Source organism: Paenirhizobium naphthalenivorans (assembly GCF_007992095.1).
GTDB lineage: Bacteria > Pseudomonadota > Alphaproteobacteria > Rhizobiales > Rhizobiaceae > Allorhizobium > Allorhizobium naphthalenivorans.
On record NZ_BJZP01000009.1, the window covers coordinates 85,937 to 111,238 of the forward strand.

Consider the following 25,302-nt stretch of genomic DNA (forward strand, 5'->3'; position numbering starts at 1 on the left):
CGCATCAGACCTTGTCGTTCAATTCGTACATTCCGATAATGCGTCCGGCTGAAGCCGGTGAACGCGTCATTGCTTCGGCATGTCAACGACATCCTTTTTCTGGGGCAGCCCGCCTGTGCGGTACTGTTCAAGCACGTTTGCGCGTTTCACTACACCTTCACCGGCCTGCCCTGCAAGCGCGCAAGCATGGATAAACGCATTCTGGCCCATCAGTTCGTCCATTTCCGCCCCGGTAAGCAGGCGGTAGGAGGGGATTTCCGCCTCTGTCTCCATTCCGAGGTGCCAAGCCTTGCGTGCCTGGTCTATCTTTCTCACGCCGTCGGTTGCCGCTTCCGTCGAGTGGAAGACGGCAATCGCCTGGCCGCTGCGCACTGCGGCCTCGACCTTCGCCGATCCGGTAACAAACTGGCCCGCCTTGCGGGCCAGATTCATCATCCCGGCAAGCTGCTGTGCGAGCAATCGATCGACGGTCTCGCCAAGATTGGGGTCCGCCTTCACATCGCGCTTCAGCGCCCGGGCAAAGAGCTTCTTCGCCACTGCCTTGTCGACGGCCGCCCTGCTGGGGGAGACCCAGCAGCCCCGACCGGGAAGCGCACGCTTCAGGTCGGGGACGATGGACCCATCCGGCGCGGCCACGAAGCGGATCAGCGTTTCCGGTGAACCGCTTTCGCGCGTGGCGATGCACATGCGTCCGTTCACTTCGCCCACGTCGAAATCCTCTTCGTCGTGAGCCGTGTCCGGAGCCGGCTCGCTCATCACGCTTCCTGCTCGCCTTCGACTTCTTCCTCGGCGACCGTCTCGGTTGCCAAGTCTTCCTCGGTGATCCAGCCGGCCGCAAGGCGGGCCTGAACGATCATGTTCTCGGCTTCTGCGCGCGAAACTTCGAACTTCGAGAACAGACCCTCGAACTTCTTCGTCTCGCCGTCCTTGCGTTCGCTCCAGCCGACCAGGTCGTCGGCGGCGCAGCCTGCAAAGTCCTCAATCGTCTTGATGCCGTCTTTGCCGAGCGCGACCAACATCTGCGAGGTCAGGCCGTCGATCTGGCGCAGTTCATCGGACACGCCGAGTTCGCGGCGCTTGGCATCCATTTCGGCCTCGATCTTTTCCAGATATTCGCGAGCGCGGGTCTGGATTTCCTGAGCCGTGTCCTCGTCGAATCCCTCGATCGAGGAGATTTCGTCGAGATCGACATAGGCGACCTCCTCGACCTGGGCAAAGCCCTCCGAAGCGAGTACTTGGCCGACCATTTCGTCGACGTCGAGAGCATCCATGAACAGGTTGGTGCGCTCGTTGAATTCTTTCTGGCGGCGCTCGGATTCCTCGGCTTCCGTCATGATGTCAATGTCCCAACCGGTCAGCTGCGAGGCGAGGCGCACGTTCTGACCGCGACGACCGATGGCGAGCGAAAGCTGCTCGTCCGGAACGACGACTTCGATGCGTTCCGCATCCTCATCGAGGACGACCTTGGCGACTTCGGCCGGCTGAAGGGCGTTGACGATGAAGGAGGCGGGGTCGCTCGACCACGGAATGATGTCGATCTTCTCACCCTGAAGCTCGCCAACGACGGCCTGGACGCGACTACCGCGCATACCCACACACGCTCCGACCGGATCGATTGAGGAGTCGTTGGAGATGACGGCGATCTTGGCGCGCGAGCCCGGGTCACGGGCAACTGACTTGATCTGGATAATGCCGTCGTAGATTTCCGGAACTTCCATGGTGAACAGCTTCACCATGAACTGCGGGTGGGTACGCGACAGGAAGATTTGCGGGCCACGCTGCTCGCGGCGCACGTCGTAGACATAGGCGCGGACACGGTCGCCGTAGCGGAAAGCTTCGCGTGGGATCATCTCGTCGCGACGGATGATGCCTTCGCCGCGCCCGAGGTCGACGATGACATTGCCGTATTCGACGCGCTTCACGGTGCCGTTGACGATTTCACCGACGCGGTCCTTGAACTCGTCGAATTGGCGGTCACGTTCGGCTTCGCGCACTTTCTGCACGATGACTTGCTTGGCCGACTGGGCGGCGATACGGCCGAAATCCATCGGCGGCAGCGGGTCGGCGATGAAATCACCGATCTTGGCTTCGATATTGCGGTCGCGCGCCAGTTCGAGGGCTATCTGGGTCGAATAGTCCTCGACCTTCTCAACGACTTCCAGCAGGCGCTGCAGCCGGATCTCACCGGTTTTCGAATTGATGTCGGCGCGGATATTGGTTTCGGAGCCGTAGCGCGAGCGAGCGGCCTTCTGGATGGCATCGGCCATCGCGGCAAGAACGATTTCGCGGTCGATGACCTTCTCACGGGCGACCGCGTCCGCGATCTGCAAGAGCTCGAGCCGGTTAGCACTGACTGCCATTGTCTTAAGTCTCCGTCTTCCTGCCGGGGCCATGGCCCTCGAGGCGGTTAGTCAAACGTTATGCTTCGCTGTCTTCGTCATTCTGGTTTGCGGCTTCCGCCCGCGCCAGCTTGTCGGCCCTGAGCGCATCGCGGATGAGGTCGTCCGTCAAAATCAGCTTCGCTTCGCTCAGCGTGTTGAACGGAATCTTGACCCGCGGCTCCTCACCGTAGGCGACCTGATCGCGTTCCAGCGTGAAGCCATCGGCATCGACTTCGGTGATCTTGCCGCGGAACCGCTTGCGATTGTCGACCAGAATGGAGGTCTCGCACTTGACGATATGACCCTGCCACCGTTCGAAATCCGATATACGCACCATCGGGCGATCGATGCCCGGCGAAGACACTTCAAGGTGATAGGCCTTGTCGACGGGATCCTCGACGTCCAGTACCGGAGAGATCGCCATGGACACTTCTTCGCAATCCACGACGGTCATGGTGCCATCGTTCTTCTCGGCCATGACCTGCAGTGTCAGGCCATTCTGGTTCATCAGCCGGGCCCGAACCAGCTTGTATCCCATCGCGACCAGAACCGGTTCGATGATCTCGGCGATACGCCGATCAAGGCCCGTTTCTACGATGATACGCACTTCGCCGGCTTGCGGCGTGGGCATGCTGTCAGACAATCTAATACTCCCGGATAGGTCCGATCGCCAACAAAAAAGAGCGGGTCCTCGCGGCCCCACCCTTCATCTGTCGATCAAGAATTTAAAGGCTATATACGCGGGTGCCGGTGGAATTGCAAGCTTTTCACACGCAGCTGCATGTTTGTGCTCTCAGGTTGGGTGATGTTAGTTCACCAGAAAGACCATTCCTGCCATTGTATAGTCACTCCCGCCAGAGACGAGACCTAAGATAAGGTGTCCACGACGTGCCAGAGCGCAGATCCTTCCTGTCCCCATTGAGACATCCGGTTTACCGCAGAATATGGAGCGCCAGCATCGCCTCCAATCTCGGTGGTTTGATCCAAGGGGTTGGCGCTGCCTGGATGATGGCGTCGATCTCCCAGTCGGAAAACATGGTGGCGCTGGTGCAGGCCTCCACCACGCTACCGCTCATGCTGTTCTCGCTGCTTTCTGGGGCGATCGCCGACAATTACGATCGCCGCCGCGTCATGCTGACTGCGCAGGTCTTCATGTTCTGCGCCTCTACTCTGCTCGCGTTGTTTGCCTATCTCGGCCTGATCACGCCCTGGCTCCTGCTGTTCTTCACCTTCCTGATCGGCAGCGGCACGGCACTCAACAATCCATCGTGGCAGGCCTCCGTCGGCGACATGGTACCGCGCGATGATCTGGCTGGCGCCGTGTCACTCAACAGTGTCGGTTTCAACATTACTCGTAGCGTCGGCCCGGCGATTGGGGGCATGATTGTGGCCGCCGCAGGTGCTGCCGCTGCTTTTGCCGCCAATTCGCTCAGCTATTTTACCCTTGTTTTTGCTCTTTACCGGTGGCGGCCTGACCTGCCGAAGAGAACCCTGCCGCGCGAGGCGCTCGGCCAGGCGATCGCGGCCGGTCTTCGCTATGTCGCGATGTCGCCCAACCTCGGCAAGGTCCTGTTCCGCGGTTTCGTCTTCGGTTTTACCGCAAGCGCGGTCATGGCGCTGTTGCCAGTCGTCGCGCGCGATCTGATCGGCGGCGGCGCACTCACCTATGGCATCATGCTCGGTGCCTTTGGAGCGGGCGCGATTGCGGGCGCGCTGGCCAACTCGCGCCTACGCGAAATGCTGTCCAGTGAGGACATTGTGCGTTGCGCCTTCGCCGGATTTTCCCTGAGTGCCACGGTGATCGGTATCAGTCCCTATGCGGTGGTAACCAGTCTGGCCCTTGTCGTTGCTGGTGCCTGCTGGGTTCTGGCGCTGTCGTTGTTCAACACTGTTGTGCAGTTGTCTACGCCGCGCTGGGTGGTCGGACGGGCGCTCTCGCTCTATCAGACCGCGACCTTCGGCGGCATGGCAGGCGGCAGCTGGATCTGGGGCCTTGTGGCGGAGAGCCACGGCGTGACGAATGCTTTCTTCGCATCCAGCCTGCTGATGATCGTCGGTGTCGGGATCGGTCTCAGGCTCCCCATGCCGCCGTTCGCTTCACTCGACCTTGATCCGCTCAACCGTTTCGCCGAGCCGCCGCTCAGTCTCGATATTCGCCCGCGCAGCGGCCCGATCGTCATCAATATCGACTATGAGATCGCTGACGAGGATCTGCCGGAATTCCTGGCGGTCATGGTCGAACGCCGCCGCATCCGCCTTCGCGACGGCGCTCGAAACTGGGCTTTAATGCGCGACCTTGAAAATCCCGATATCTGGACGGAAACCTATCATACTGCGACCTGGGTCGAATATGTCCGCCATAATCAGCGCCGCACCAAGGCCGATGCAGAGACGACGGACAAGCTTCTGGCCCTGCATCGCGGAAAGGAGAAGCCGCGCGTTCATCGGATGATCGAGCGTCAGGCGATCCCGCCAACCGACGACGTCTTCCACAAACCACATGTCGAGCCGCATTGAAGAGCCAGGCGACCAGCTACTCTAGCGCAGCCTGCTCTTCAGCGATGCATCTGGAAAGCAGGTCGGTTTGAGGCCGTTCTTCTCCTGCCAGTCGCCGAGCGAACGACGCGTCTTGTAGCCCGGCAGGCCGTCGACATTGCCAACATCATAGCCCTTGGCGACCAGCGCCTTCTGCATGGCGAGCACATCGGAGCGCAGCATCTTGCCGACATCGCCCCAACTGCCGGTGAACGTGCCACTGCCATAAGCGATGCGGTCAGCCAGATTGCCGATAAACAACGCATAGAGGTCGGAATTGTTGTATTCTTTCAAAACGTAGAAATTCGGGCTGACGATGAATTCCGGTCCGTGCGTTCCGGCCGGCACCAGCATCATCATCGAGGCGGTAAGCTCGCCGCGAGGAAAGGGCTTGCCGGAAATGCGGTTAATGCCCTGCGCCGCCCAGTCGGAAAGCGGTTTGGCCTGATCGGGGCCTTCTTGGGCGCAACTGACGCCATCGGGGATTTTGACCTCGAAGCCCCAGTCGCGCCCCGCTTGCCAGCCACTCTTCTTCAGATAGTTGGCGATCGAAGCCAGGCTGTCAGGCACAGAGTTCCAGATGTCGCGATGACCGTCGCCGTCGAAGTCGACGGCATATTTCAGATAGCTGGTCGGCATGAATTGCGGCTGGCCGAGGGCGCCTGCCCAGGAGCCCTTCATCTGTGCCGCGCCGATATCGCCGCCCTCGATGATGTGCAACGCCGAGATCAATTCGCGGAGGAAGAGGTCCTTGCGGGTGGACATGAAGGCCTTGGTGGCCAGTACCTCGACCGCCGAATAGGGCAGTTTGGCGCCGCCGAAACCGGATTCGCGTCCCCAGATCGCGACGACGATTGAGCCCGGCACGCCGTAAGTCGCCTCGACCTTGCGCAGTGTCGAGGCATAGCGTTCAACGAGGTTGCGCCCGGTGCCGGCCAGTCCCTGCAGCCGCTTTTCCGAAAAATAGGCACCGGGCGAGGAAAATTCCGCTTGGCTCTGCTTGCGTTCCTTCGGTGGTGCCGTGCCGGGCGGCACCAGATCGGGAAGATCCCAGTTCAGCTTGAGCCCTTTCACCGCGACGTCGAAGGCGGGACGGGAAACGCCTGCGGCCTTTGCTTCGGGCCACAGGTCGTTAACAAGCCAGATCTGGAACTGTTGCTCGACCGTTGCCTTGGAAGGGGCGGCGGTGGCTGGTGCGCTCCACAGGAGGCAGGCTGATACGGCCGATGTGAATATACGGAGCATGGCCCCCTTGAGGGGGAGATGCCTGGCGGGGCACCGAGGGGGTATGCCAGTCATGCCGCGTCTCCCATGTCTGGACAGCGAATCAGATCGCCGTTCTGGCGCGCAAAGCGGCCGAAAGTGTGCCCTCGTCGAGATAGTCCAGCTCGCCGCCGACCGGCACGCCGTGCGCGAGCCGAGTGATCTTCACATCGAGGCCGGCCAGATGATCGGTAATATAGTGTGCTGTGGTTTGTCCCTCGACAGTGGCATTGACGGCGATGATGATCTCGCGAATCCCGCCCTTCGCCACGCGGTCGATCAGTCCCTTGATGTTGAGATCATCCGGCCCAATGCCGTCGAGCGGAGAGAGCGTGCCGCCGAGAACATGATAGGCGGCGTTCATCGCGCTCGCGCGCTCCAGCGCCCAGAGATCGGAAACATCCTCGACCACAATGATCACCGATTGGTCGCGCCGGTCATCGGTGCAGACCGTGCAGGGATCAACCGTGTCTACATTGCCGCAATGCGAGCAGACCTTCACCTTGTCGAAGGCCTCGCCCATGGCATGCGCCAGCGGCCCCATCAACTGATCTTTCTTCTTGATCAGATGCAGCGCCGCGCGACGCGCCGAGCGGGGACCAAGCCCTGGCACCTTGGCCAGAAGCTGGATGAGTTTTTCGATTTCCGGACCGGTGACTCGTTTTGCCATTGGCCGCCTCTACCCCATATCGTCGCGCAAAGGAATCGTCGAAAGGACTACTGTCGCATCACCATGCTCGATTTCATGGCGACCTATGGCAGGAAGCACTACGACGCCGAGCGTAACAGCTGTTTCGCCGCACCCATTCATTGGCCGCCTCGGGCTTTCCTGACGGGCTAGCAAAAACGGCCACCCGAGGGCAACCGTTCTCTGTATGCGCCTGAACCGGAAAGCCTCAGAACGGTAGCTTCATGCCGGGCGGGATCGGCAGGCCGGCGGTGACTTCCTTTGTCTTTTCGGCCATGACAACCTCGGCCTTGTCTTTGGCATCCTTGTGGGCGGCGACGATCAGATCTTCGAGGATCTCGACATCGTCCTCCTTGAAGAGTGACGGATCGATCTTCAAGCCCCTGAGATCGCCCTTGCCGGTCATGGTCACGGTGACCAGTCCTCCGCCGGACTTGCCTTCGACTTCGAGCGAGGCGATTTCTGCCTGCATCTTCTCCATCTTGGCCTGCATTTCCTTGACCTTGCCCATCATACCCATGATGTCACGCATTGTCGTGTCTCCTTGATGTCTCGGGTAAATTCGGTCTCGTCAGAATTCGATGTCGTCGCCGGGCAGAATGTCACCCTCGGCCGATTCAGCTGCCGCAGGAAGGCTCGGCATATCTTCCTCTACGATCGGCGCGCGGATCCGGACGTCGGTGATCTTCGCTCCCGGAAAGCGGGAAAGGATTGCCGCAACGTCGGGATCCTGCCGCGCGTCGAGAAGGCGCGCCTCGCGGGTCGAGGCTTCCGTCTCGACCAGCGTCGGCTGTCCCGTTTCGCGGCTCAGGATGACCATCCAGCGGATCTCGGTCCATTCCTCCAGCCGCTTCTGCAAGTCACTGACCAGCGTCTTCGGCGCTTCCGCCGGCAGGTTGATCTCCAGCCGCCCGGGCTCGACGCGCACCAGCCGGACGAAGTTGCGCAGCAATGCCCTCAGTTTCGGGTCGCGGTTCCGGGTGCAGAGTTCCGCCAGCTCTTCGAGCGAATTGATGTGCACCTTAGGTTGTGGCTGGGCCTCGGCTGGTTTCGCCTCCGTGCGGCCGAGCGCCATCGGTGCATTCTCCGGCTGGGGCACACTGTGCAAGCGCGCCACCGGCTGGGCGTTGCCAGAAGGTCTGGCCGAGACGTCGGCGGACTGCTGGGCCACGGCTGCCGCGCGATAGGCGGCAGTCGCACCACCGCCATTGCCGCCGCGTGGCGCTCCGCCAGACTGCGTGCTGTCGGCCCCGGCGGAGAGTTCCAGCAAACGGCGCGCCGCATCCTCGGGTGAGGGGAGATGCGCGGCATGCGACAGGCGAATGATGACCATCTCGGCGGCGCCGGCAGGCCGTGAGGAATTCTCAGCCTCGGGAATGCCTTTCAACAGCATTTGCCACATCCGCGAGAGTGTTGAGACCGAAACGCTGTCGGCAAGCTCCGCACCCCGCACCCGCTCGACTTCGCTCAGCGAAGGATCTTGCGACGCGGAGGGAATATACTTGAGCCGGGTCACAAGATGAGTGAAATCGGCAAGGTCGGTCAAAACCACGGTTGGATTGGCACCGGCCTCATACTGACTACCGAATTCGGCCAAAGCGGCCGAGGCATCACCACGAACGATGTGATCAAAGAGATCGACGATGCGGGCACGGTCGGCAAGGCCAAGCATGGCGCGCACGGCTTCCGCCATCACCACGCCGCTGCCATGCGCGATCGCCTGATCAAGCAGCGACAACCCGTCGCGCGCCGAGCCTTCGGCCGCCCGGGCGATCATGGCCAGAGCCTCGTCGTCGACCGTGATGCCTTCTTTGGCCGAGATCGTCGAGAATAGCCCGACAAGATCGGCGGCGCTGATGCGGCGAAGGTCGAACCGCTGGCAGCGTGAAAGAACGGTGATCGGAACCTTGCGGATCTCGGTTGTGGCGAAGATGAATTTCACATGCTCGGGCGGCTCTTCGAGCGTTTTCAGCAAACCGTTGAAGGCCTGCGTCGACAGCATGTGCACTTCGTCGATGATGTAGACTTTATAACGCGCCGAGACGGGGCGATAGCGCACCTGTTCAATGATCTCGCGGATGTCGTCGATCCCAGTGTGGGAGGCGGCGTCCATCTCGATCACATCGACATGTCGGCCTTCCATGATCGCCTGGCAATGTTCGCCGGGAATCTGCAGGTCGATCGTCGGTTTGTCGATTTCGGGTGTCTTGTAATTAAGTGCGCGCGCCAGAATACGGGCGGTCGTGGTCTTGCCCACCCCGCGCACCCCGGTCAGCATATAGGCCTGCGCGATCCTGCCCGTCTCGAAGGCGTTGGTGAGCGTTCTCACCATCGGCTCCTGGCCGACCATCAGGTCGGTGAAATCCTTGGGACGGTACTTGCGGGCGAGAACCCGGTAGCCGGTGGCGCTACCTTCGGAATTCGATGGTGTCGGCTCGAAATCGCTCATCGCCCTGCCAGCGTCTGTCGAAGACCCGATGCCCGGGCACGGTTTGGCCCGCGTTGAGGCCGGCCAAATGAAACGGAAGGTGGGAGGCTGGCACGATGACCCGTGCCGCGCTCGTTAGGGCTGCTTCCTTCCGGACCTGACCCGGTTGGCGAGTGGCTCGTCCACCACCAACCTCCCGACCCACATATCGGCAATTACACGATCAAATGCAAGCCAAGCCCGTAAAAAACTGTTATGAAGTGGAAAAACGCAAGGAGGGATGCCTTGGACAAATTCGTGCTTGATGAGCGGCTGGCGCGGGACAGCGTGCTTCTGGTCCATCTGGGCCTGTGCGAACTGCGGCTGATAAACGACTGCCGCTGGCCTTGGCTTGTGCTGGTGCCCAAGCGTCCCGGCGTGTCCGAAGTCTTCGAGTTGACGCCGCTCGATCAGGCCGTGCTGACCTTCGAACAGAATACTGTTGCCGCTGCCCTCAAATCGGCGACCGGTGCCACCAAGATCAATGTCGCGGCGATCGGCAACATCGTTCGCCAGCTGCATGTCCATGTCATCGCCCGCATGGAGGGTGATGCCAACTGGCCGGGTCCCGTCTGGGGCCACGGAACCGCCGCTCCCTATGGCGCCGACGAACGACGTGCCCTCCAGCAGAAGATACTCGAAGCCCTTCACTCATGAAAAAATCGATTTTTGACTTTGACGGCCCGCATCCAGAACCGAGCGATCTGACCGCTTTTTCCCGAAACGCCCTTTCTCGCGACAGTGAGCACCGCGACGAGACATCGCTTGAAAAGGCGCTCGCGGTGGAGGGGACCCACATCCTCGCCTTCTGCGACGCCAAGCTGGTCCTGAAGCACGACGGGCAGGTCCTCGACCCGCTCTTCGCGCCTTATGAACTGGCGGAACTCAGCCCCGACTTCGGCAATGCAGTGTTGCTCGGTTTCCAGACAAGTGGCGAGCCGAGGATTGCCGTGCCGGTGCAATGCCCGACCGAGGATCTGGCGAGCCATTACAAGCCGGCCGATGCCCGCGCGCTGTTTCGCGACCGGCTGATCGGCGAGGATCTGGTCGGAGAGGCGGCACAGGCACTCAGCCTTTTGCGGTGGAACGCCGACAACCACTTCTGTGGTCGATGCGGCTCGGCAATGGAGAGCCGCATCGGTGGGTACAAGCGCGTCTGCACGGCCTGCGGCCACGAGATCTTTCCGCGCACCGATCCGGTGGCGATCATGCTGGCGATCGATGAGAAGCGCGACCGCTGCCTGCTTGGCCGCAATCACCGCTTCCCCGAGGGCATGTATTCCAGTCTCGCTGGCTTCGTCGAGCCGGGCGAGACGATCGAGAATGCGGTGCGGCGCGAGACCCGCGAAGAATCGGGCATCGAGATCGGCCGTGTTCGCTATCACGCGTCGCAACCTTGGCCGATGCCACATCAGCTGATGATCGGCTGTTATGCCGAGGCCGTCTCTTACGACGTCCATGCGGATGAAGCCGAACTTGCCGATTGCCGCTGGTTCGGCCGGGCGGAGGTTGCCGAACTGATTGAGCAGGGCTCGGTCAAGGGGCTCAGCCTACCGATCGACGGAACGATCGCCCGCCGCCTGATCACCGACTGGCTCGATTGGAAGCGCTGAGGCTTCGGCCTCAGAATTTGCCGCGCATGGCATGGGCCTTGTAGACGCCGAGGATGTGCACCTTCTCCGAAAAGAAACGCAATTCTTCCAGCGCCCGCTTCACCGGGGCGTCATCCGGATGTCCTTCAATGTCGGCATAGAATTGCGTCGCGATGAACTTGCCACCAATTTGATAGCTTTCGAGTTTTGTCATGTTGACGCCATTCGTGGCGAAGCCGCCCATCGCCTTGTAGAGCGCGGCGGGAATGTTGCGCACATTGAAGATGAAGGTTGTGATAAAGACTTCGTCGTCGCTCTGCCGCTTCGGCTCGACCTTATCGCGCGACAATATGACGAAGCGGGTAACGTTGTTTTCAGAATCCTCGACATTTTCCGCGAGAATATCGAGACCATAGAGTGGGGCGGCAAGTCGCGGAGCGAGCGCCGCCATGCTGCGGTCGCCCATTTCCGCCACCAGTTTCGCCGCGCCAGCGGTATCGCCGGCGACGACTGCCTTCCAGCCGTTGCCGCGAATGATTTTACGGCACTGACCGAGCGCGTGGATATGGCTGTGGACGGTGCGAATCTCATCCATTTTCACGCCAGGCAGCACCATCAGCTGGAAGCGGATTGGCATGAAATACTCACCGACTATGTGCAGCCGCGATAGCGGCAGCAGATAGTGGATGTCGGCAACACGGCCTGCCAGCGTGTTTTCGATCGGGATCATCGCCAGATCCGCCTCGCCGGTCTCGAGTGCCACGAAGGCATCTTCGAACGTGGGGCAAGGGAGAGGTTCCATCTCCGGGAACATGTCGCGGCACGCCATGTCGGAATTGGCGCCGAACTCGCCCTGGAAGGCGATTCTGTTGGTCTTCGAGGTCATCGGGCTGTCCATTCTCTTAAGCCGGCGTTGAAGTCAGTGTTTGCCTTGCCTTCTCAAGATCGGCGGGCGTATCGACACCAAGCGGGATGGAGTTGACGATTTCGACGTCGATACGCATTTCAGCTTCGAGTGCTCGCAGCTGTTCCAGGGATTCGCGTCTTTCCAGGGAGGAGGGGGGAAGCTGGACGAAGCGCTCAAGCGCTGCGCGGCGATAGGCGTAAAGACCGATGTGATGGTAGAGCGGTCCCTTGCCGTGCGGTGCGGTGGCACGTGTGAAATAAAGCGCGCGCAGACGCGTGTCGGAAAGTGGCGAGCCGACGACTTTCACGACATTCGGATTGGTCTTCTCTTCCTCGTCGGTGATCTCGACAGTCAGCGTGGCAATGTCGACGGCGGGATCGTCGAGCGGGCGTAGCGCCGCACGGATGGTCTCCGGCTCGATCGTCGGCAAGTCGCCCTGCACGTTGATCACGGTCTCGACCAGGCCGTCAGGATCGGCCTTGGTGAGGGCTTCATGAATGCGGTCCGACCCGGACTGGTGGTCGACGCGGGTCATCACCACTTCGAAGCCGGCGGCCTTGACCGCATCGAAGACCCGTTGATCATCAACAGCGACGATGATTCGTCCGACATTCGCCTCGCGTGCCCGCTTGGCCACCTGCACGATCATCGGTAGTCCGCAGATATCGGCAAGCGGCTTGCCGGGCAGGCGGGTCGAGGCCATGCGCGCCGGGATCAGCACGAGGGTCTTACCCAATTCGTCGTTATTCATCCTCAGTCCCTTCAAAATGCGCCGGAAAAGTGTCAAAAAGTCCCGAATTGGGGATCACAATCGTGTTGCAACTGTCAAGCAAAAGACATAGGTTCCGCGCGATTTCAAGATCGTCCGGTCGCTGATCCGCCGGCTGCATGGGAGCGTTTGCAGATGAACTCGTATGTGAACATGGGTGTTGGTGCTCTTCTTGGCACCGTTTTCGTTCTGATGACCGTATCCATAGCGTCGGAAGGCATTTTCCGTTCGGAGGTTCCGGAGAAGGAAGGCTATGCCATCGTTGCTGAGGCTTCCTCCGACGCCCAAGCTGGCGCTGACGCCGCTGCTGCCACGGAAACGCCGATTGCCACGCTCCTGGCAAGCGCCGATGCTGCCGCTGGTCAAACGATCTTCAAGAAGTGCACGAGCTGTCATAACGCCGACAAGGGTGGTGCCAACAAGGTTGGCCCGAATCTTTTCGGCGTTGTTGGGCGTCCGGTCGCATCGCATGAGGGTTTTGCCTACTCGGCCGGGATGAAGGATTTTTCGCAGGGCAGTTCGGTCACTTGGACCTATGAAAACCTGAACCACTTCCTGACGGCTCCGAAGAAGTTCATCGCCGGAACGGCCATGGGCTTTGCCGGCCTGAAGAAGGAAGAAGAGCGCGCCAACCTGATTGCCTATCTGCGCACGCTGGCCGACACCCCGGTTCCGCTGCCGGCCGCCGATGCCGCCGCTGCTCCGGTTGAGGCTACCCCGACCACTGAAGCCGCACCGGCACCGGCCGCGAACAACTAAGGCAGGGTCTTTTCCGGCCGGTTTGTGAGACAAATGAAAAATGCCCGGCTTTGCCCGGGCATTTTTCGTTGAGCGACATATAACTGTGTGCCGGCTACTGCAGGATCCAGGCCCAAAGCGTCACGCTGAGCACCCCGACGGCGGTCGAGAGCGAGATGGCCGAAGCGGCCAGCCCGTGTCCGACACCAAAGCGGTTGGCGATCAGCCAGGCATTGATGCCGGTCGGGACCGAGGAGGTCAGTACGAGGGCCGCCGTCCAGTCGGCGCTCAATCCCAGGGCCCGGCAGGCAAGCCAGACACAGGCCGGCATCACGAGCAGTTTTAGGCTCGTGACGACCACCGCAATGCGGACATTGCCGTTGATTCCGTATTTGTTGAGCGCCATGCCGAGCGAAATCAGCGCGGCCGGCGCCGCCATGGCGGTGATTTGATCCACCACGCTTGCCAAAACGCCGGGAAATTCAAGCCCACTCACATGCACGACAAGACCTGCGGCAAGGCCGATGATCAGCGGGTTACGCACTAGATTGGTACCGACTTGGCGCAGTACGTTCACCAGCCCTCGAGCCTCGCCGCCGTTCACCTTGTGCTCGGCGCGCTCCATCAGTACCGTTCCGATAACCATCATCAGGGGCAGGTGCACGGCTAGCAAGATCGACACCGCGACGATGCCATCGCTTCCGACGGTACGTTCGACGAGGGGCAAGCCGATGAAGATGTTGTTGGCAAAGGCGGAGGATACCCCGGCCAGAACCCCCACGCGGGCATCTCGTCCAAAGAAACGCGTTGCCAGAAAATGACCGAGAGCCCAGGTCACTGCGACGCCGGAGAAGTAAGCGATCCAGAGGCGGAACGGCGAAGCCCCATGGAAGTCGGCATGGGAGATGGTCCTGAAGAGCAGGACCGGAACCGCGACCTTGAAGACGAATTCGCCCAAGCCGTCACCAATGTCGGCGTTCAGGATCCGGGTTTTGACGAGCCCCCAGCCAAACAGGATGAGGATGAAGATCGGAAAGACGTCTTGGGCAATTTCATACATGGGCGGAATGGCTCTCAAGGGGGGGCGAGGAGCCGAGATTTACCGTGATGCGGGCTGGACGGCCAGTACTGATCAGCGTTTGCGAGTACGGTTGTCTGACAAGAAAAAAGCGGGGTTTCCCCCGCCTTCCCTCCCGATCTTGCCGGGCCTGAAGCCGCGTCGCCAGTACATCCGTGGTCGATGCGAGTTCAATCGGGGACGAACATGTCCCCCCGCGGACGGCGATGCCTGTGAGCCGCTTCATGCCGTCTTCACTTGAGGGCTTTCTAAGGCGTCTGCATGACAAGGGAATGACGTCTTCGGATTTCTTCCCGCGTTGCGGTTTTCGCTTTCCTGCGGAGGAAAAACGGCTATGACCAAAAAATAACATTATCGGAGATCCGGAATTTATGAGCAGGTTCGATGTTCTCACCGTCGGTAACGCCATCGTCGACATCATTTCGCGTTGCGAGGATTCCTTTCTCGTCGACAACGGCATCACCAAGGGAGCAATGAACCTGATTGATGCCGAGCGCGCCGAGACACTCTATGCCCTTATGGGGCCTGCGGTCGAAGCCTCCGGCGGTAGTGCCGGCAATACGGCAGCCGGCATCGCCAGCCTTGGCGGCAAGGCCGCCTATTTCGGCAAGGTCGCGCAGGATCAGTTGGGCACGATCTTCGCACACGACATCCGCGCCCAGGGTGTGCATTACGAGACAAAGCCGGAAGGCACCTTCCCACCGACCGCGCGCAGCATGATTTTCGTCACCGAGGACGGTGAGCGCTCGATGAACACCTATCTCGGCGCCTGCGTCGAGTTCGGTCCCGAAGACGTCGAACCGGAAATCGTCGCCCAGTCGAAGGTCACCTATTTCGAGGGCTATCTCTGGGATCCGCCGCGTGCCAAGCAGGCCATTCTCGAATGCGCCCGCATCGCCCACGAGAATGGCCGCGAAATGTCCATGACCCTGTCCGACAGCTTTTGCGTTGGCCGCTACCGTGACGAATTCCTGGACCTGATGCGCTCCGGTGTCGTCGACATCGTCTTTTCCAACAAGCAGGAAGCCCTTTCGCTCTACGAGACTGACGACTTCGATTTTGCGCTGGAAAAAATGGCGGGTGACTGCAAGCTCGCTGCGGTGACGATGAGTGACGAAGGGGCGGTGATCCTCAAGGGCAAAGAGCGTATTCGTGTGGAGGCGACGGTGATCGACGAACTGGTCGACACGACTGGCGCAGGCGATCTGTTCGCTGCCGGTTTCCTCTATGGCTACACCCAAGGGCGTACGCTCGAAGACTGCGGCCGCATCGGCTGCCTTGCTGCTGGCATCGTCATCCAGCAGATTGGTCCGCGGCCGCTCGGTTCACTGTCCAAGGCGGCACGCGAAGCCGGGCTTATTTGAAGGCCTCGCCCGGATAGGCGCCCCAGATCTCGCCCTGCGCGACCCAGCCTGTGACGCCGCTGACCTCCGCCCGGCACCAGTTGCCGGTGCATTCGTCGAGCCGGATCACCACGCCCGGTTCGAGCTTGGCGACCACCTGTGCGGTCGATTGCGAATCGGCGCGCAGGTTCACGTAGACGTTGTTGCCACGCATCCACGGTGCGGCGATCGCGGTGCGTTCTCCCGAAAGAAGTGTCTGGCTTACCCAACCATCGGTGCCGTCCGCGTCCCGGATGCGTCGCCAGTTCTCGTATTCTTGGATGATTTCCACCGGTAGGCCGGATTTCAGGTAGAGCCAGGACACCGCATAGTCGGTGCTAGGGCCGATGCGTAGATTGACCCGCTTGGCTTTCAGGCTGACGAAGCGCGGCAACGGCAGGCCGCTCGATCCCTTGGAGACAGCTTGGGCTTCTGCTATCGGCCCGCCCATCGGCGAAAACCCGAGGGCGATCGACGCAATGAGGGAGGCACGAAGCACAAAGTGACGCATGGCGGTTCCGATCGCTCTAAGATTTCAAGGGCGTTTTCGCGGTCCCGACTGCGATCTGCCAGGTTCTGCCAGAAAACGGGCACCGACCTGCGAGGTTTTGTTTGTCTTCGCCGACGGGTTTGGTAGAAAATGCCCTGAACGGGGAAATTATCCCCCGTCTTGGTTAACGACCTCTGAACAAGGCATCGATTCTTCCCATGACGAACAGGAAAAGACCCAAGGTCTACATCACCCGGAAGCTGCCGGACGCCGTGGAAACCCGCATGTGCGAATTGTTCGAGACTGAGTTGAACGTCGATGACAAGCCGCGCAGCCAACCGGAACTGGTCGCCGCCGTGAAGAGCGCTGAAGTTCTGGTCCCGACGGTCACCGACCGCATCGATGCCGCCCTGATCGAGCAGGCGGGTCCGCAGCTCAAGTTGATCGCCAGTTTTTCCAACGGCTATGACCATATCGACGTCGATGCGGCGGCGAAAAAGGGCATTACCGTCACCAATACACCGAACGTCCTGACCGAGGACACCGCCGACATGACCATGGCATTGATCCTCGCAGTGCCGCGTCGTCTGGTCGAGGGCGCGCGCATCCTGATGGATCAGCCGGGTGAGTGGAGTGGCTGGTCTCCGACCTGGATGCTTGGGCGCCGCATATGGGGCAAGCGTATCGGCATCATCGGCATGGGCCGCATCGGCACCGCCGTTGCGCGCCGCGCCAAGGCCTTTGGCCTGTCGATCCATTACCACAACCGCAAGCGCGTCAATCCGACGACCGAGGACGATCTGGAAGCGACCTATTGGGACAGTCTCGACCAGATGCTCGCCCGCGTTGACATCGTCTCGGTCAACTGCCCGTCGACGCCAGCGACCTTTCATCTTCTCTCGGCGCGCCGCTTGGCGCTGATGCAGCCGACCAGTTACATCGTCAATACCGCGCGCGGTGACATTATTGACGAGGATGCGCTGATCCTGTGCCTGCGCGATGGCTCGATCGCCGGCGCCGGTCTCGACGTGTTCGAGAATGAGCCGGCGGTGAATCCGAAGCTGGTCAAGCTGGCGAATCAAGGCAAGGTCGTGCTCTTGCCACATACCGGCTCGGCGACGATCGAGGGTCGCATCGACATGGGCGACAAGGTGATCATCAACATCCGCACCTATTTCGATGGTCACCGTCCGCCGAACCGCGTCTTGCCCAGCCGGACCTGATTCGGTTGGCGTTCCGGGAACTTTTTACACAAGCTCCCGCCGCATCTCGATCGATGTGGTCCGATCAAAGCCGGCATGACGGTTTTCCGCGGTCTTGCTAAAACCCCATTGGGCGAACAACTGATGGTTTTCGGTGAGTTCTATTCTCGTTTCCAGCCGGAGTGTGGATAGACCGAGCTCGCGCGCGACCACTTCGGCTCTGGCGAGCATCATCCGGCCGATCCCCTTGCCTTGCGCCTCGGGCAGCACCGCGAGCTTGCCGATGTAGAGCATGTTGTCCTCCGGCTTCAGGAAGACGCAGCCGACAAGCTGACCGTTGTCCATCGCGGCGAAGGCGATTTCCAATGCGGCCTTTTGTCTGAGAGAAACGGGTGTCAGCGCGTGCGCGGAGGAGGGCGGCTCGATCCGCCCGTCCATGGAGGAAAAGGCCGACAGGATGACTGCCAGCAGTGCGTCATGGCGAGTGAAGTTACCGTCAATCCGGATAAGCTCGACACTCATGGCGCGGCGGTCGCCTTGCGCCGCTTGTAACGAATGGTGTCGAAGCGGGCCGAAAGGGCATCATAGAGCAGCAAACGGCCGATCAAAGGCTCTCCAATTCCGGTGATCAGCTTGATCGCCTCCATTGCCATCAGGGTGCCAATCACGCCGGTCAGCGCGCCGATGATGCCTGCCTCTGAGCAGGCGGGCACCAGGCCGGCCGGCGGCTGTTCGGGAAAAAGATCGCGGTAGCGCGGATTGGGTTCCCCCCTGTCATTCGCTTCATAGGGCTTCAGCACAGTGAGCGATCCGTCGAAGCGGCCGACAGCACCGGTCACCAGCGGGATCCGACCATGTTCAGCCGCATCGGCGGCGGCATAGCGCGTGTCGAAATTGTCAGACCCATCGACCAGAAGATCGAAGCCGCCCAGATAGTCCCCGGCGAACCGTGCGTCGAAACGCCCCTCAAACCGTAGGACTGTGACATGCGGATTGAGCCGGGCAATGGCTTGCGCGGCACTCCGCGTCTTCTCCTCGCCGATCGTGCCGTTGTCATGGATGACCTGGCGTTGCAGGTTGGATAACGAGACGCGGTCGTCGTCAACGATGCCGAGTGTGCCGACGCCGGCGGCAGCGAGATACATCAACGCCGGCGCTCCGAGCCCGCCGGCGCCGATCATCAGGACCCGGGCGGCCTTCAGGCGTTGTTGTCCTTGCCCGCCGATCTCGGGGAGCAGGATATGCCGATGATAACGGGATATTTCTTCGGGGCTGAGCGGATCCATGGGCACAATAATGGCATGGCTGGCTGGGGCGGGAAAGGCCGTCAAGCGACAAGCACGCTGTCGCGTACGGTTATGAACTGGGCGCGCTCGCCGAGCGCCGAAAACATCGACCGGTCCGTGCCAGTCATGAAGGCCTGACCGCCGAGCGCATCGATCCGGTTGAACAGCGCCGCACGCCGGCCTTCGTCGAAATGCGCAGCGATCTCATCGAGCAGCAGGATTGGCGCATGCCCGGTCATGGTGGCAACCAGTTTGGCATGGGCGAGGATCAGGCCAACGAGCAGAGCCTTCTGTTCGCCGGTCGAGCAACGTTCCGCCTCGATGTCCTTGTCGGCATGGCGCACCAGAAGATCGGCGCGGTGCGGCCCTTCGAGCGTCCGGCCGGCGGCCGCATCGCGGTAGCGGCCACTGGCCAGTGCTTCCCCGTAGCGGTCCTCAAGCTCGATCGCTGGCCCTTCCGTTTTGTCGAAAAAGCCTTTCAGCGCCAGCTGTGCCGAGGGAAAGCTCGAATCGTCCGGGCTTCTGGCCAGGCCGGCGAGTAGCCCCAGCATTTCCCGGCGGGCCAGCGTCATCGCCACGCCAAGGGCCGCCATCTGTTGCTCGATGCCGGTAAGCCAGGCCGGATCGAAACGGCCTTCCGACAGGAGCCTGTTACGGCTGCGCATGGCGCGCTCGAAATCACTGGCACGGCGTCCGTGCGCCGGGTCGAGTGAAAGAACCAGTCGGTCGAGGAAGCGTCGCCGGTCGGCGGCAGGTCCGGTGAAGAGCCCGTCCATCGACGGCGTAAGCCACAGGATGCGCAGGTGGTCAGTCAGTTCATCGACCGATCTGGTTGGCGTACCGTTGAGGCGCAGCCGGCGCACGACGGTTTCCCCTTCGCCCTCCGTTCCGGTACCGATTTCGACCACGCCCTCCATTCCTTCGACCTCAGCGAAGATCGAAAAGCCGCCCGTCGCTCCGACGCGAACGACATCGGCAAGAACGGCACGGCGAAGGCCTCGCCCGGGCGAGAGGAAGGACACGGCCTCCATCAGATTGGTCTTGCCGGCGCCGTTCTCCCCGGTCAGCACGACATGTCGCCCGTCGAGCGCGAGTGTCGCGGTCGGATAATTCCGGAAATCCGTGAGTTTCAGCCGGTGGATCGAGGTCTTGTGCGTCATTGTTGTCCGGTCTTGTACCCTCCTGAGCTAGGCTGAAAGGCCGGCAATGGCAAGGTAGTCCTGCTGTTTTCTCGGGCAAGCGTGGGGCGGTTGGAGCGGCGTGGACGTTCGGACGCATGGACCGGTACGGCACGCAGGTGTATCTGGACGTTGACGACGCGAATGCGGGGGTGCGAGATGAATTCAGATCGAGACGAACTGACGCCGGAGGAAGCTCGCCGCGATCACTGGGAGATGCTGCGCTTTCTTGCCGGTAATGCGCTGTTTGGCGCGGCGCTCGGCTTGGTCGTCGCTGGCATGCTTATGTGGTTTGACATCGGCGGGCTCGGCCGTCATCTGGCGCGGGCGCGCAATCCTGTTCTGCCGGCCGCTTTGATTGCTGTTCCGCTGGCGCTGACCTTCGCCGCTGCGGTCACCGCCTCGGCCATCATGCTGATGCCTTATAAGAAAAAGAAGCAGCGCTAGGCGGGTGTCCATGCGCTTTGCCGCCATTGACCACGCGGCCGGCATCCGTCACAAGCGCCGCAGCCTTGAAAGGGAGCGAGAGCATGACCGATCAGCAAGACCGCATCCTGCGGCTCGAAGAAACGGTGGCCCATCAGTCTCGGGTCATCGAGGAATTATCCGACCAGCTCACGCAGCAGTGGAAGGTGGTCGAACAGACGCGTGCCAAGCTCGATCGCTTGACCGAGCGCTTTCTTTCGCTCGAGGAGCAGGCTCTTGAGGCGCCGGCGATTACCCGGCCGCCCCACTACTGATGCTGACTTTCCGCGGCGACGCCGTCCACCACAGCCGAGACGATCTGCTCGACCTGCTGTCGCGTCACTTCTAGCCGGCTGGTGAGCAGCCGGCTCCAGGCGAAGCTGGAAAAGAGTTCGATTACCAGGTCGGGGTCGATGTCATTCCGAACCGTGCCGCGCGCTTGCCCCCGCCGGAGAATCTCGCCGGTCTGTAGGCATCTCGACAGGACGTAGCTCTGAAGGGCCTCAAGCGCGCCGGCATCGCTCTGAGCTTCGGCGATGATCGATCGGAAGATCGCTCCGCCTCCGTCGCGCCAGAAGCCCATGAGCCCAGCGAGAAACTGCACGAGGTCCTCACGTACATCGCCGGTATCGGGATGGGGAACGCCATCCTTCTGTCGGTGATAGACATCGAGCAGCAGCGCGGCCTTCGATGGCCACCAGCGGTAGATGGTCGGCTTTCCGGCCTTTGCCCGTTTGGCCACGGCTTCGATCGAGAAGGCCTGCAGGCCGCCTTCCAGTAGAATGGCCTGGGCCGCCTGGAGAATCGCCTCCTCGCTTGCCGGATTGCGCTGCGATCCAATTGATGTTCGTCGCGTGGTTGTCGGCTTTCCCATCCTATGGCCTTCCGTTGCTTCGCGATGCCATAGCACGATTGTCTATTGAACGAAACGATCCGTTCCGATATAGAACGAAACGTACCGTTCTTATGGAGCTTCCCATGTCCGACAATTCCGCCTCCCGCCTCGCCCCCTCCAGGTTTCGGCTGTCCATTCTCATGCTGGCCGCCATCTACCCCTTTGTCACCGCCATCCTCTATATCCTGATGCCGCTGACCGACGGTTGGCCGATCTGGCAGCGGACCGCAATTCTGGCGCCACTTATGGTTTTCAGTATCGTCTATGGCATTGCGCCGATGATCCAGCAGCGTTTCGCCTGGTTTATCCTGCGCCAGTCGCGCCCGGTGACCATCGACTGAGGTCCGATCAAAAAAAAGCGAGCCGGAGGGGGCCCCTCCGGCTCGCGTGAACTATTCCGCGCTGTCACGACTGAATCAGTCGCTCAAGGTATCGAAGAAGTCCTTCATCCGGGCAAAGAAACCGGTCGACTCCGGGTTATTCTCCTTAGAGGACAACTGGTCGAATTCCTGCAGTAGTTCGCGCTGTCGCTTGGTGAGCTTCTGCGGCGTCTCGATCTGGATCTGGATGTAGAGATCGCCCATCTGCGTCGAGCGCAGCACAGGCATGCCCTTGCCTTTCAGGCGGAACTGCTTGCCGACCTGGGTGCCCTCCGGAACCGTCACGCGGGACTTGGCGCCGTCGAGTGTCACCACATCGAATGTGCCGCCAAGAGCCGCGGTCGTCATGGAGATCGGCACGGAGCAATAGAGATCCGCACCATCACGCTGGAAGAACTCGTGCGGTGTGACCGACAGGAAGATGTAGAGATCACCCGAGGGTCCCCCCCGCATCCCAGCCTCGCCTTCGCCCTGCAGGCGAATGCGCGTTCCGTCCTCGATACCGGCCGGAATATTGACCGACAGTGAGCGCTCCTCTGTCACACGCCCCTGACCACTGCACTTGGTGCAGGGGTCGGAGATCGTCTGGCCACGACCGTGGCAGGTCGGACAGGTGCGCTCGATGGAGAAAAAGCCTTGGGCTGCGCGAATGCGACCAGAGCCCTGGCAGGTGGCGCAAGTGGTTGGCTTCGTGCCCGGCTTGGCGCCGGTGCCGGTGCAGGCCTCGCAAGTGATCGAGGTCGGAACCCGGATCTGTGCGGTCTTGCCAGTGAAGGACTCCTCGAGGGAAATCTCCATGTTGTAGCGAAGGTCGGCGCCGCGTTCGCGACCGCCGGTCGAACGGGCCCGGCCGCCACGGCCGCCACCCATCATCTCCCCGAAGATATCCTCGAAAATGTCGGAGAATCCGCCGCCAGCAAATCCGCCGCCCGGATTGAAGCCGCCGCCACCTTGCTCGAAGGCTGCATGGCCAAAACGGTCATAGGCTGCCCGCTTCTGCGGGTCCTTGAGCATCTCGTAGGCCTCGTTGAGTTCCTTGAACTTCTTTTCTGCTTCCGCGTCTCCGGGGTTCTTGTCCGGATGGAATTTCATCGCCAGCTTACGAAAGGCGCTCTTCAGCTCCTTTTCGTCGGCGGTCTTCGTGACCCCGAGGGTTTCGTAGAAATCTGCTTTTACCATGGTTTTACAAAGCTCTCAAAGCTCTCTCCACGCTCGCGTGGCTGCCAGTCTTCTTGCCGGCCTGTTTTTCGCAGGCGGACATGTCCTTCTGGAAGTCCGAAGCCGCAGCGCGGGCGTCTTCGATCAGTAAACGGCGCGGCTCGCCCTTGTTGGCCAAGCCATCCGCGACGGATACAGCAAGATAGGCCAGTGAATGGGCCGCCATGTCGCAGGAAGTCACGCGGCCGCCATCCTCGCGGCGCTTCAGCGCCGCTTCGATGATCCGGCCGAGTTCACTGCCTGTCTTGGAAAGCTGCCGGCTGTCGCCCGCACCGATCGCCTTGACGATGGTGGCCTCTGCGGCGCTCACCTTGCGAAAGACCGTTTCCATCTGACCACTATCTTGCGCCATAGCGGCGCTTGCGCAGAGGGCCAGCGAAAATACGACTGGCCCGAAGGCCAGCCCTTTGAAGGTAATACGTCGCTCAGGCCGCTGCATCAGGCCGACTTCTTCGAGTCGTCGTCCTTGACTTCCTCGTAATCGGCGTCGACGACATCCTCGTCGCTGCCACCTTCCGAGGCGCCTTCGCCCTGTTCGCTCTGCTGGGCTTCATAGATCGCTTGGCCGAGCTTCATGGAGACTTCCATGAGGGTTTGGGTCTTGGCCTGGATATCCTCGGCATTCGGCTCGGAGGCCTCCATTGCCGACTTGAGGGCCGCAATCGCGTCCTCGATGGCCTTGCGGTCATCTTCCGAAACCTTGTCGCCAAACTCGGTCAACGACTTCTCGGTCGAATGCACGAGGCTTTCGGCATGGTTCTTGGCTTCGACGCCGGCCCGGCGCTTCTTGTCCTCCTCGGCGTGTGCTTCTGCGTCCTTCACCATCTTCTCGATGTCGGCGTCGGAGAGGCCACCGGAGGCCTGGATACGGATCTGCTGTTCCTTGCCGGTGCCCTTGTCCTTGGCCGAAACCTGCACGATGCCGTTGGCGTCGATGTCGAAGGTGACTTCGATTTGCGGAACACCGCGCGGTGCCGGCGGCAGGCCAACGAGGTCGAACTGGCCGAGCAGCTTGTTGTCAGCAGCCATTTCACGTTCGCCCTGCGATACGCGGATGGTCACGGCCGACTGGCTGTCTTCCGCGGTCGAGAAGGTCTGGCTCTTCTTGGTCGGGATCGTCGTGTTGCGGTCGATCAGACGGGTGAAGACGCCGCCGAGGGTCTCGATGCCGAGCGACAGTGGGGTCACGTCGAGCAAGAGGACATCCTTGACGTCACCCTGCAGAACACCAGCCTGAATGGCGGCACCCATGGCGACTACTTCATCCGGGTTTACACCCTTGTGCGGCTCCTTGCCGAACAGCTGCTTGACGACTTCCTGGACTTTCGGCATGCGGCTCATGCCGCCGACCAGAACCACTTCGTCGATTTCCGCTGCGGTCACACCAGCATCCTTGAGTGCTGCCTTGCAAGGAGCAACGGTACGCTGGACGAGGTCATCGACCAGGTTTTCGAACTTGGAACGGGTCAGCTTCAGCGTCAGATGCTTCGGACCGGATGCATCGGCCGTGATGAACGGCAGATTGATTTCGGTCTGCTGCGACGAGGACAGCTCGATCTTGGCTTTTTCGGCGGCTTCCTTGAGGCGCTGAAGGGCAAGTTTATCAGTCTTCAGGTCGATGCCCTGATCCTTCTTGAACTCAGCTGCGAGATATTCGACCAGACGCATGTCGAAGTCCTCACCGCCAAGGAAGGTGTCACCATTGGTCGACTTCACCTCGAAGACGCCGTCGCCGATTTCCAGCACCGAAATATCGAAAGTACCGCCGCCAAGGTCGTAGACGGCGATCGTCTTGCCATCCTTCTTATCGAGGCCATAGGCAAGTGCTGCCGCAGTCGGCTCGTTGATGATGCGCAGGACCTCAAGGCCGGCGATACGGCCCGCATCCTTGGTCGCCTGACGCTGGGCGTCGTTGAAGTATGCCGGAACGGTGATGACGGCCTTCTCGACCTTCTCGCCGAGATAGGCTTCCGCGGTTTCCTTCATCTTCTGAAGGATCATAGCCGAAATCTGTGCCGGCGAATAAGCCTTGTTCTGAGCCTCGACCCAAGCGTCGCCATTGTCGCCTTTGACGATATGGAAAGGAACCAGGCCCTTGTCCTTTGCGACGGTCGGATCTTCATAACGGCGACCGATCAGGCGCTTCACAGCAAACAGGGTATTGGTCGGGTTGGTGACAGCCTGACGCTTGGCGGGCTGACCAACGAGACGCTCGCCGTCGTCTGTGAAGGCGACCATAGAGGGCGTGGTGCGTGCGCCTTCGGAATTCTCAATGACCTTCGCGTCCTTGCCGTCCATGACGGATACGCAGGAATTGGTGGTTCCAAGGTCGATGCCGATAACTTTAGCCATGTGATTCTCTCCTTGAAGCAGACTGTCTGAACCCTC

At 61.0% G+C, this 25,302-nt stretch carries 27 protein-coding genes and 1 other RNA gene; 9 read left to right on the plus strand and 19 right to left on the minus strand.

What is annotated here, in order from left to right:
- Positions 1-66 precede the first annotated feature (66 nt).
- From RNA01_RS11270 to rimP, 3 genes are read right to left on the minus strand one after another with little or no spacing between them, the layout of a single operon-like run.
- Positions 67-759 carry an RNA-binding protein gene (locus tag RNA01_RS11270; protein ID WP_371864061.1) on the minus strand — a complete coding sequence of 231 codons (693 nt, stop codon included), beginning with the start codon at positions 757-759 and terminating at the stop codon, positions 67-69.
- Entirely contained in the window at positions 756-2,360 is a 1,605-nt protein-coding gene (gene nusA, locus RNA01_RS11275) for a transcription termination factor NusA (protein WP_147180303.1), read from the minus strand. The genes RNA01_RS11270 and nusA overlap by 4 nt, the downstream gene beginning before the upstream one ends.
- Before the next feature lie 58 nt (positions 2,361-2,418).
- Positions 2,419-3,012, minus strand: coding sequence for a ribosome maturation factor RimP (gene rimP / locus RNA01_RS11280; RefSeq protein ID WP_147180376.1), 594 nt, complete (start codon positions 3,010-3,012; stop codon positions 2,419-2,421).
- Between the two features lie 257 nt (positions 3,013-3,269).
- On the opposite strand from rimP, the gene RNA01_RS11285 reads away from it, so the two are divergent.
- Complete coding sequence (locus tag RNA01_RS11285) at positions 3,270-4,898, plus strand: MFS transporter (protein ID WP_147180304.1); 1,629 nt, start codon at positions 3,270-3,272, stop codon at positions 4,896-4,898.
- Between the two features lie 21 nt (positions 4,899-4,919).
- Here RNA01_RS11285 and RNA01_RS11290 read toward each other — a convergent pair whose 3' ends face one another.
- From RNA01_RS11290 to ffs, 5 genes are all read right to left on the minus strand, one after another.
- Positions 4,920-6,161, minus strand: coding sequence for a lytic murein transglycosylase (locus RNA01_RS11290; protein ID WP_147180305.1), 1,242 nt, complete (start codon positions 6,159-6,161; stop codon positions 4,920-4,922).
- Positions 6,162-6,243: 82 nt separating this feature from the next.
- Entirely contained in the window at positions 6,244-6,849 is a 606-nt protein-coding gene (recR, locus tag RNA01_RS11295) for a recombination mediator RecR (RefSeq protein ID WP_147180306.1), read from the minus strand.
- A gap of 226 nt (positions 6,850-7,075) precedes the next feature.
- Positions 7,076-7,399: a YbaB/EbfC family nucleoid-associated protein gene (locus RNA01_RS11300; protein WP_147180307.1), complete on the minus strand. Its 324-nt coding sequence runs from the start codon at positions 7,397-7,399 to the stop codon at positions 7,076-7,078.
- 39 nt (positions 7,400-7,438) lie between these two features.
- Positions 7,439-9,316: a DNA polymerase III subunit gamma/tau gene (locus tag RNA01_RS11305; RefSeq protein WP_147180308.1), complete on the minus strand. Its 1,878-nt coding sequence runs from the start codon at positions 9,314-9,316 to the stop codon at positions 7,439-7,441.
- A gap of 79 nt (positions 9,317-9,395) precedes the next feature.
- An RNA gene (gene ffs / locus RNA01_RS11310) (signal recognition particle sRNA small type) lies at positions 9,396-9,492 on the minus strand.
- 58 nt (positions 9,493-9,550) lie between these two features.
- On the opposite strand from ffs, the gene RNA01_RS11315 reads away from it, so the two are divergent.
- Both RNA01_RS11315 and nudC read left to right on the plus strand, forming a co-directional pair.
- Positions 9,551-9,991, plus strand: coding sequence for an HIT family protein (locus RNA01_RS11315; protein WP_170253425.1), 441 nt, complete (start codon positions 9,551-9,553; stop codon positions 9,989-9,991).
- Positions 9,988-10,947, plus strand: a complete 960-nt coding sequence (gene nudC, locus RNA01_RS11320; RefSeq protein WP_147180310.1) for an NAD(+) diphosphatase — start codon at positions 9,988-9,990, stop codon at positions 10,945-10,947. The genes RNA01_RS11315 and nudC overlap by 4 nt, the downstream gene beginning before the upstream one ends.
- A 10-nt stretch (positions 10,948-10,957) precedes the next feature.
- On the opposite strand, the gene RNA01_RS11325 is transcribed toward nudC, so the two are convergent.
- Both RNA01_RS11325 and RNA01_RS11330 read right to left on the minus strand, forming a co-directional pair.
- On the minus strand, positions 10,958-11,812 hold the full coding sequence (locus RNA01_RS11325; protein ID WP_147180311.1) for a prephenate dehydratase: 855 nt from the start codon (positions 11,810-11,812) through the stop codon (positions 10,958-10,960).
- A gap of 16 nt (positions 11,813-11,828) precedes the next feature.
- Positions 11,829-12,584 (minus strand): 3-deoxy-manno-octulosonate cytidylyltransferase, encoded by a 756-nt coding sequence (locus RNA01_RS11330; RefSeq protein WP_147180312.1) that lies wholly within the window; start codon positions 12,582-12,584, stop codon positions 11,829-11,831.
- A 153-nt stretch (positions 12,585-12,737) separates the two neighbouring features.
- Between RNA01_RS11330 and RNA01_RS11335 the strand changes: the two genes are divergently transcribed.
- Entirely contained in the window at positions 12,738-13,361 is a 624-nt protein-coding gene (locus tag RNA01_RS11335; protein ID WP_147180313.1) for a c-type cytochrome, read from the plus strand.
- A 94-nt stretch (positions 13,362-13,455) separates the two neighbouring features.
- Here RNA01_RS11335 and RNA01_RS11340 read toward each other — a convergent pair whose 3' ends face one another.
- A complete protein-coding gene (locus RNA01_RS11340) occupies positions 13,456-14,400 on the minus strand; it encodes an AEC family transporter (protein WP_147180314.1) in 945 nt (314 codons plus the stop codon).
- Positions 14,401-14,789: 389 nt separating this feature from the next.
- On the opposite strand from RNA01_RS11340, the gene RNA01_RS11345 reads away from it, so the two are divergent.
- Positions 14,790-15,782, plus strand: a complete 993-nt coding sequence (locus RNA01_RS11345) for an adenosine kinase (RefSeq protein ID WP_147180315.1) — start codon at positions 14,790-14,792, stop codon at positions 15,780-15,782.
- Here RNA01_RS11345 and RNA01_RS11350 read toward each other — a convergent pair.
- Complete coding sequence (locus tag RNA01_RS11350) at positions 15,775-16,311, minus strand: SH3 domain-containing protein (RefSeq protein ID WP_170253426.1); 537 nt, start codon at positions 16,309-16,311, stop codon at positions 15,775-15,777. The genes RNA01_RS11345 and RNA01_RS11350 overlap by 8 nt on opposite strands.
- A gap of 197 nt (positions 16,312-16,508) precedes the next feature.
- On the opposite strand from RNA01_RS11350, the gene RNA01_RS11355 reads away from it, so the two are divergent.
- Positions 16,509-17,513, plus strand: coding sequence for a 2-hydroxyacid dehydrogenase (locus tag RNA01_RS11355; RefSeq protein WP_147180316.1), 1,005 nt, complete (start codon positions 16,509-16,511; stop codon positions 17,511-17,513).
- A gap of 24 nt (positions 17,514-17,537) precedes the next feature.
- On the opposite strand, the gene RNA01_RS11360 is transcribed toward RNA01_RS11355, so the two are convergent.
- Genes RNA01_RS11360 through recF form a run of 3 tightly spaced genes read right to left on the minus strand, consistent with a single transcriptional unit; the run spans position 17,538 to position 19,938 of the window.
- Positions 17,538-18,014, minus strand: coding sequence for a GNAT family N-acetyltransferase (locus tag RNA01_RS11360; RefSeq protein WP_147180317.1), 477 nt, complete (start codon positions 18,012-18,014; stop codon positions 17,538-17,540).
- Complete coding sequence (locus tag RNA01_RS11365) at positions 18,011-18,778, minus strand: molybdopterin-synthase adenylyltransferase MoeB (RefSeq protein ID WP_147180318.1); 768 nt, start codon at positions 18,776-18,778, stop codon at positions 18,011-18,013. The genes RNA01_RS11360 and RNA01_RS11365 overlap by 4 nt, the downstream gene beginning before the upstream one ends.
- 41 nt (positions 18,779-18,819) lie before the next feature.
- On the minus strand, positions 18,820-19,938 hold the full coding sequence (gene recF / locus RNA01_RS11370) for a DNA replication/repair protein RecF (protein WP_147180319.1): 1,119 nt from the start codon (positions 19,936-19,938) through the stop codon (positions 18,820-18,822).
- Between the two features lie 177 nt (positions 19,939-20,115).
- Between recF and RNA01_RS11375 the strand changes: the two genes are divergently transcribed.
- On the plus strand, positions 20,116-20,403 hold the full coding sequence (locus RNA01_RS11375; RefSeq protein WP_147180320.1) for a hypothetical protein: 288 nt from the start codon (positions 20,116-20,118) through the stop codon (positions 20,401-20,403).
- 83 nt (positions 20,404-20,486) lie between these two features.
- Positions 20,487-20,696, plus strand: a complete 210-nt coding sequence (locus RNA01_RS11380; protein WP_147180321.1) for a SlyX family protein — start codon at positions 20,487-20,489, stop codon at positions 20,694-20,696.
- On the opposite strand, the gene RNA01_RS11385 is transcribed toward RNA01_RS11380, so the two are convergent.
- Positions 20,690-21,295 carry a TetR/AcrR family transcriptional regulator gene (locus RNA01_RS11385; RefSeq protein ID WP_147180322.1) on the minus strand — a complete coding sequence of 202 codons (606 nt, stop codon included), beginning with the start codon at positions 21,293-21,295 and terminating at the stop codon, positions 20,690-20,692. The genes RNA01_RS11380 and RNA01_RS11385 overlap by 7 nt on opposite strands.
- 104 nt (positions 21,296-21,399) lie before the next feature.
- On the opposite strand from RNA01_RS11385, the gene RNA01_RS11390 reads away from it, so the two are divergent.
- Positions 21,400-21,657, plus strand: a complete 258-nt coding sequence (locus RNA01_RS11390) for a putative antibiotic biosynthesis monooxygenase (protein WP_147180323.1) — start codon at positions 21,400-21,402, stop codon at positions 21,655-21,657.
- A 75-nt stretch (positions 21,658-21,732) separates the two neighbouring features.
- Here RNA01_RS11390 and dnaJ read toward each other — a convergent pair whose 3' ends face one another.
- The 3 genes from dnaJ to dnaK are packed head-to-tail and all read right to left on the minus strand — an operon-like array spanning position 21,733 to position 25,266.
- Entirely contained in the window at positions 21,733-22,875 is a 1,143-nt protein-coding gene (gene dnaJ, locus RNA01_RS11395; RefSeq protein ID WP_147180324.1) for a molecular chaperone DnaJ, read from the minus strand.
- Positions 22,876-22,879: 4 nt separating this feature from the next.
- A complete protein-coding gene (locus RNA01_RS11400) occupies positions 22,880-23,353 on the minus strand; it encodes a hypothetical protein (RefSeq protein ID WP_147180325.1) in 474 nt (157 codons plus the stop codon).
- A complete protein-coding gene (gene dnaK / locus RNA01_RS11405) occupies positions 23,353-25,266 on the minus strand; it encodes a molecular chaperone DnaK (protein WP_147180326.1) in 1,914 nt (637 codons plus the stop codon). The genes RNA01_RS11400 and dnaK overlap by 1 nt, the downstream gene beginning before the upstream one ends.
- Positions 25,267-25,302: the final 36 nt, after the last annotated feature.

Coding starts and splice junctions, on each gene's coding strand:
- RNA01_RS11315 (WP_170253425.1), top strand. CDS start 9,551: ATGAAGTGGAAAAACGCAAGGAGGGATGCCTTGGACAAATTCGTGCTT.
- recF (WP_147180319.1), bottom strand. CDS start 19,938: ATGACGCACAAGACCTCGATCCACCGGCTGAAACTCACGGATTTCCGG.
- RNA01_RS11380 (WP_147180321.1), top strand. CDS start 20,487: ATGACCGATCAGCAAGACCGCATCCTGCGGCTCGAAGAAACGGTGGCC.
- RNA01_RS11385 (WP_147180322.1), bottom strand. CDS start 21,295: ATGGGAAAGCCGACAACCACGCGACGAACATCAATTGGATCGCAGCGC.
- RNA01_RS11325 (WP_147180311.1), bottom strand. CDS start 11,812: ATGACCTCGAAGACCAACAGAATCGCCTTCCAGGGCGAGTTCGGCGCC.
- rimP (WP_147180376.1), bottom strand. CDS start 3,012: ATGCCCACGCCGCAAGCCGGCGAAGTGCGTATCATCGTAGAAACGGGC.
- RNA01_RS11290 (WP_147180305.1), bottom strand. CDS start 6,161: ATGCTCCGTATATTCACATCGGCCGTATCAGCCTGCCTCCTGTGGAGC.
- RNA01_RS11335 (WP_147180313.1), top strand. CDS start 12,738: ATGAACTCGTATGTGAACATGGGTGTTGGTGCTCTTCTTGGCACCGTT.
- RNA01_RS11375 (WP_147180320.1), top strand. CDS start 20,116: ATGAATTCAGATCGAGACGAACTGACGCCGGAGGAAGCTCGCCGCGAT.
- RNA01_RS11360 (WP_147180317.1), bottom strand. CDS start 18,014: ATGAGTGTCGAGCTTATCCGGATTGACGGTAACTTCACTCGCCATGAC.
- RNA01_RS11330 (WP_147180312.1), bottom strand. CDS start 12,584: ATGAATAACGACGAATTGGGTAAGACCCTCGTGCTGATCCCGGCGCGC.
- dnaK (WP_147180326.1), bottom strand. CDS start 25,266: ATGGCTAAAGTTATCGGCATCGACCTTGGAACCACCAATTCCTGCGTA.
- nudC (WP_147180310.1), top strand. CDS start 9,988: ATGAAAAAATCGATTTTTGACTTTGACGGCCCGCATCCAGAACCGAGC.
- nusA (WP_147180303.1), bottom strand. CDS start 2,360: ATGGCAGTCAGTGCTAACCGGCTCGAGCTCTTGCAGATCGCGGACGCG.
- RNA01_RS11345 (WP_147180315.1), top strand. CDS start 14,790: ATGAGCAGGTTCGATGTTCTCACCGTCGGTAACGCCATCGTCGACATC.
- RNA01_RS11355 (WP_147180316.1), top strand. CDS start 16,509: ATGACGAACAGGAAAAGACCCAAGGTCTACATCACCCGGAAGCTGCCG.
- dnaJ (WP_147180324.1), bottom strand. CDS start 22,875: ATGGTAAAAGCAGATTTCTACGAAACCCTCGGGGTCACGAAGACCGCC.
- RNA01_RS11300 (WP_147180307.1), bottom strand. CDS start 7,399: ATGCGTGACATCATGGGTATGATGGGCAAGGTCAAGGAAATGCAGGCC.
- recR (WP_147180306.1), bottom strand. CDS start 6,849: ATGGCAAAACGAGTCACCGGTCCGGAAATCGAAAAACTCATCCAGCTT.
- RNA01_RS11390 (WP_147180323.1), top strand. CDS start 21,400: ATGTCCGACAATTCCGCCTCCCGCCTCGCCCCCTCCAGGTTTCGGCTG.
- RNA01_RS11365 (WP_147180318.1), bottom strand. CDS start 18,778: ATGGATCCGCTCAGCCCCGAAGAAATATCCCGTTATCATCGGCATATC.
- RNA01_RS11340 (WP_147180314.1), bottom strand. CDS start 14,400: ATGTATGAAATTGCCCAAGACGTCTTTCCGATCTTCATCCTCATCCTG.
- RNA01_RS11305 (WP_147180308.1), bottom strand. CDS start 9,316: ATGAGCGATTTCGAGCCGACACCATCGAATTCCGAAGGTAGCGCCACC.
- RNA01_RS11350 (WP_170253426.1), bottom strand. CDS start 16,311: ATGCGTCACTTTGTGCTTCGTGCCTCCCTCATTGCGTCGATCGCCCTC.
- RNA01_RS11400 (WP_147180325.1), bottom strand. CDS start 23,353: ATGCAGCGGCCTGAGCGACGTATTACCTTCAAAGGGCTGGCCTTCGGG.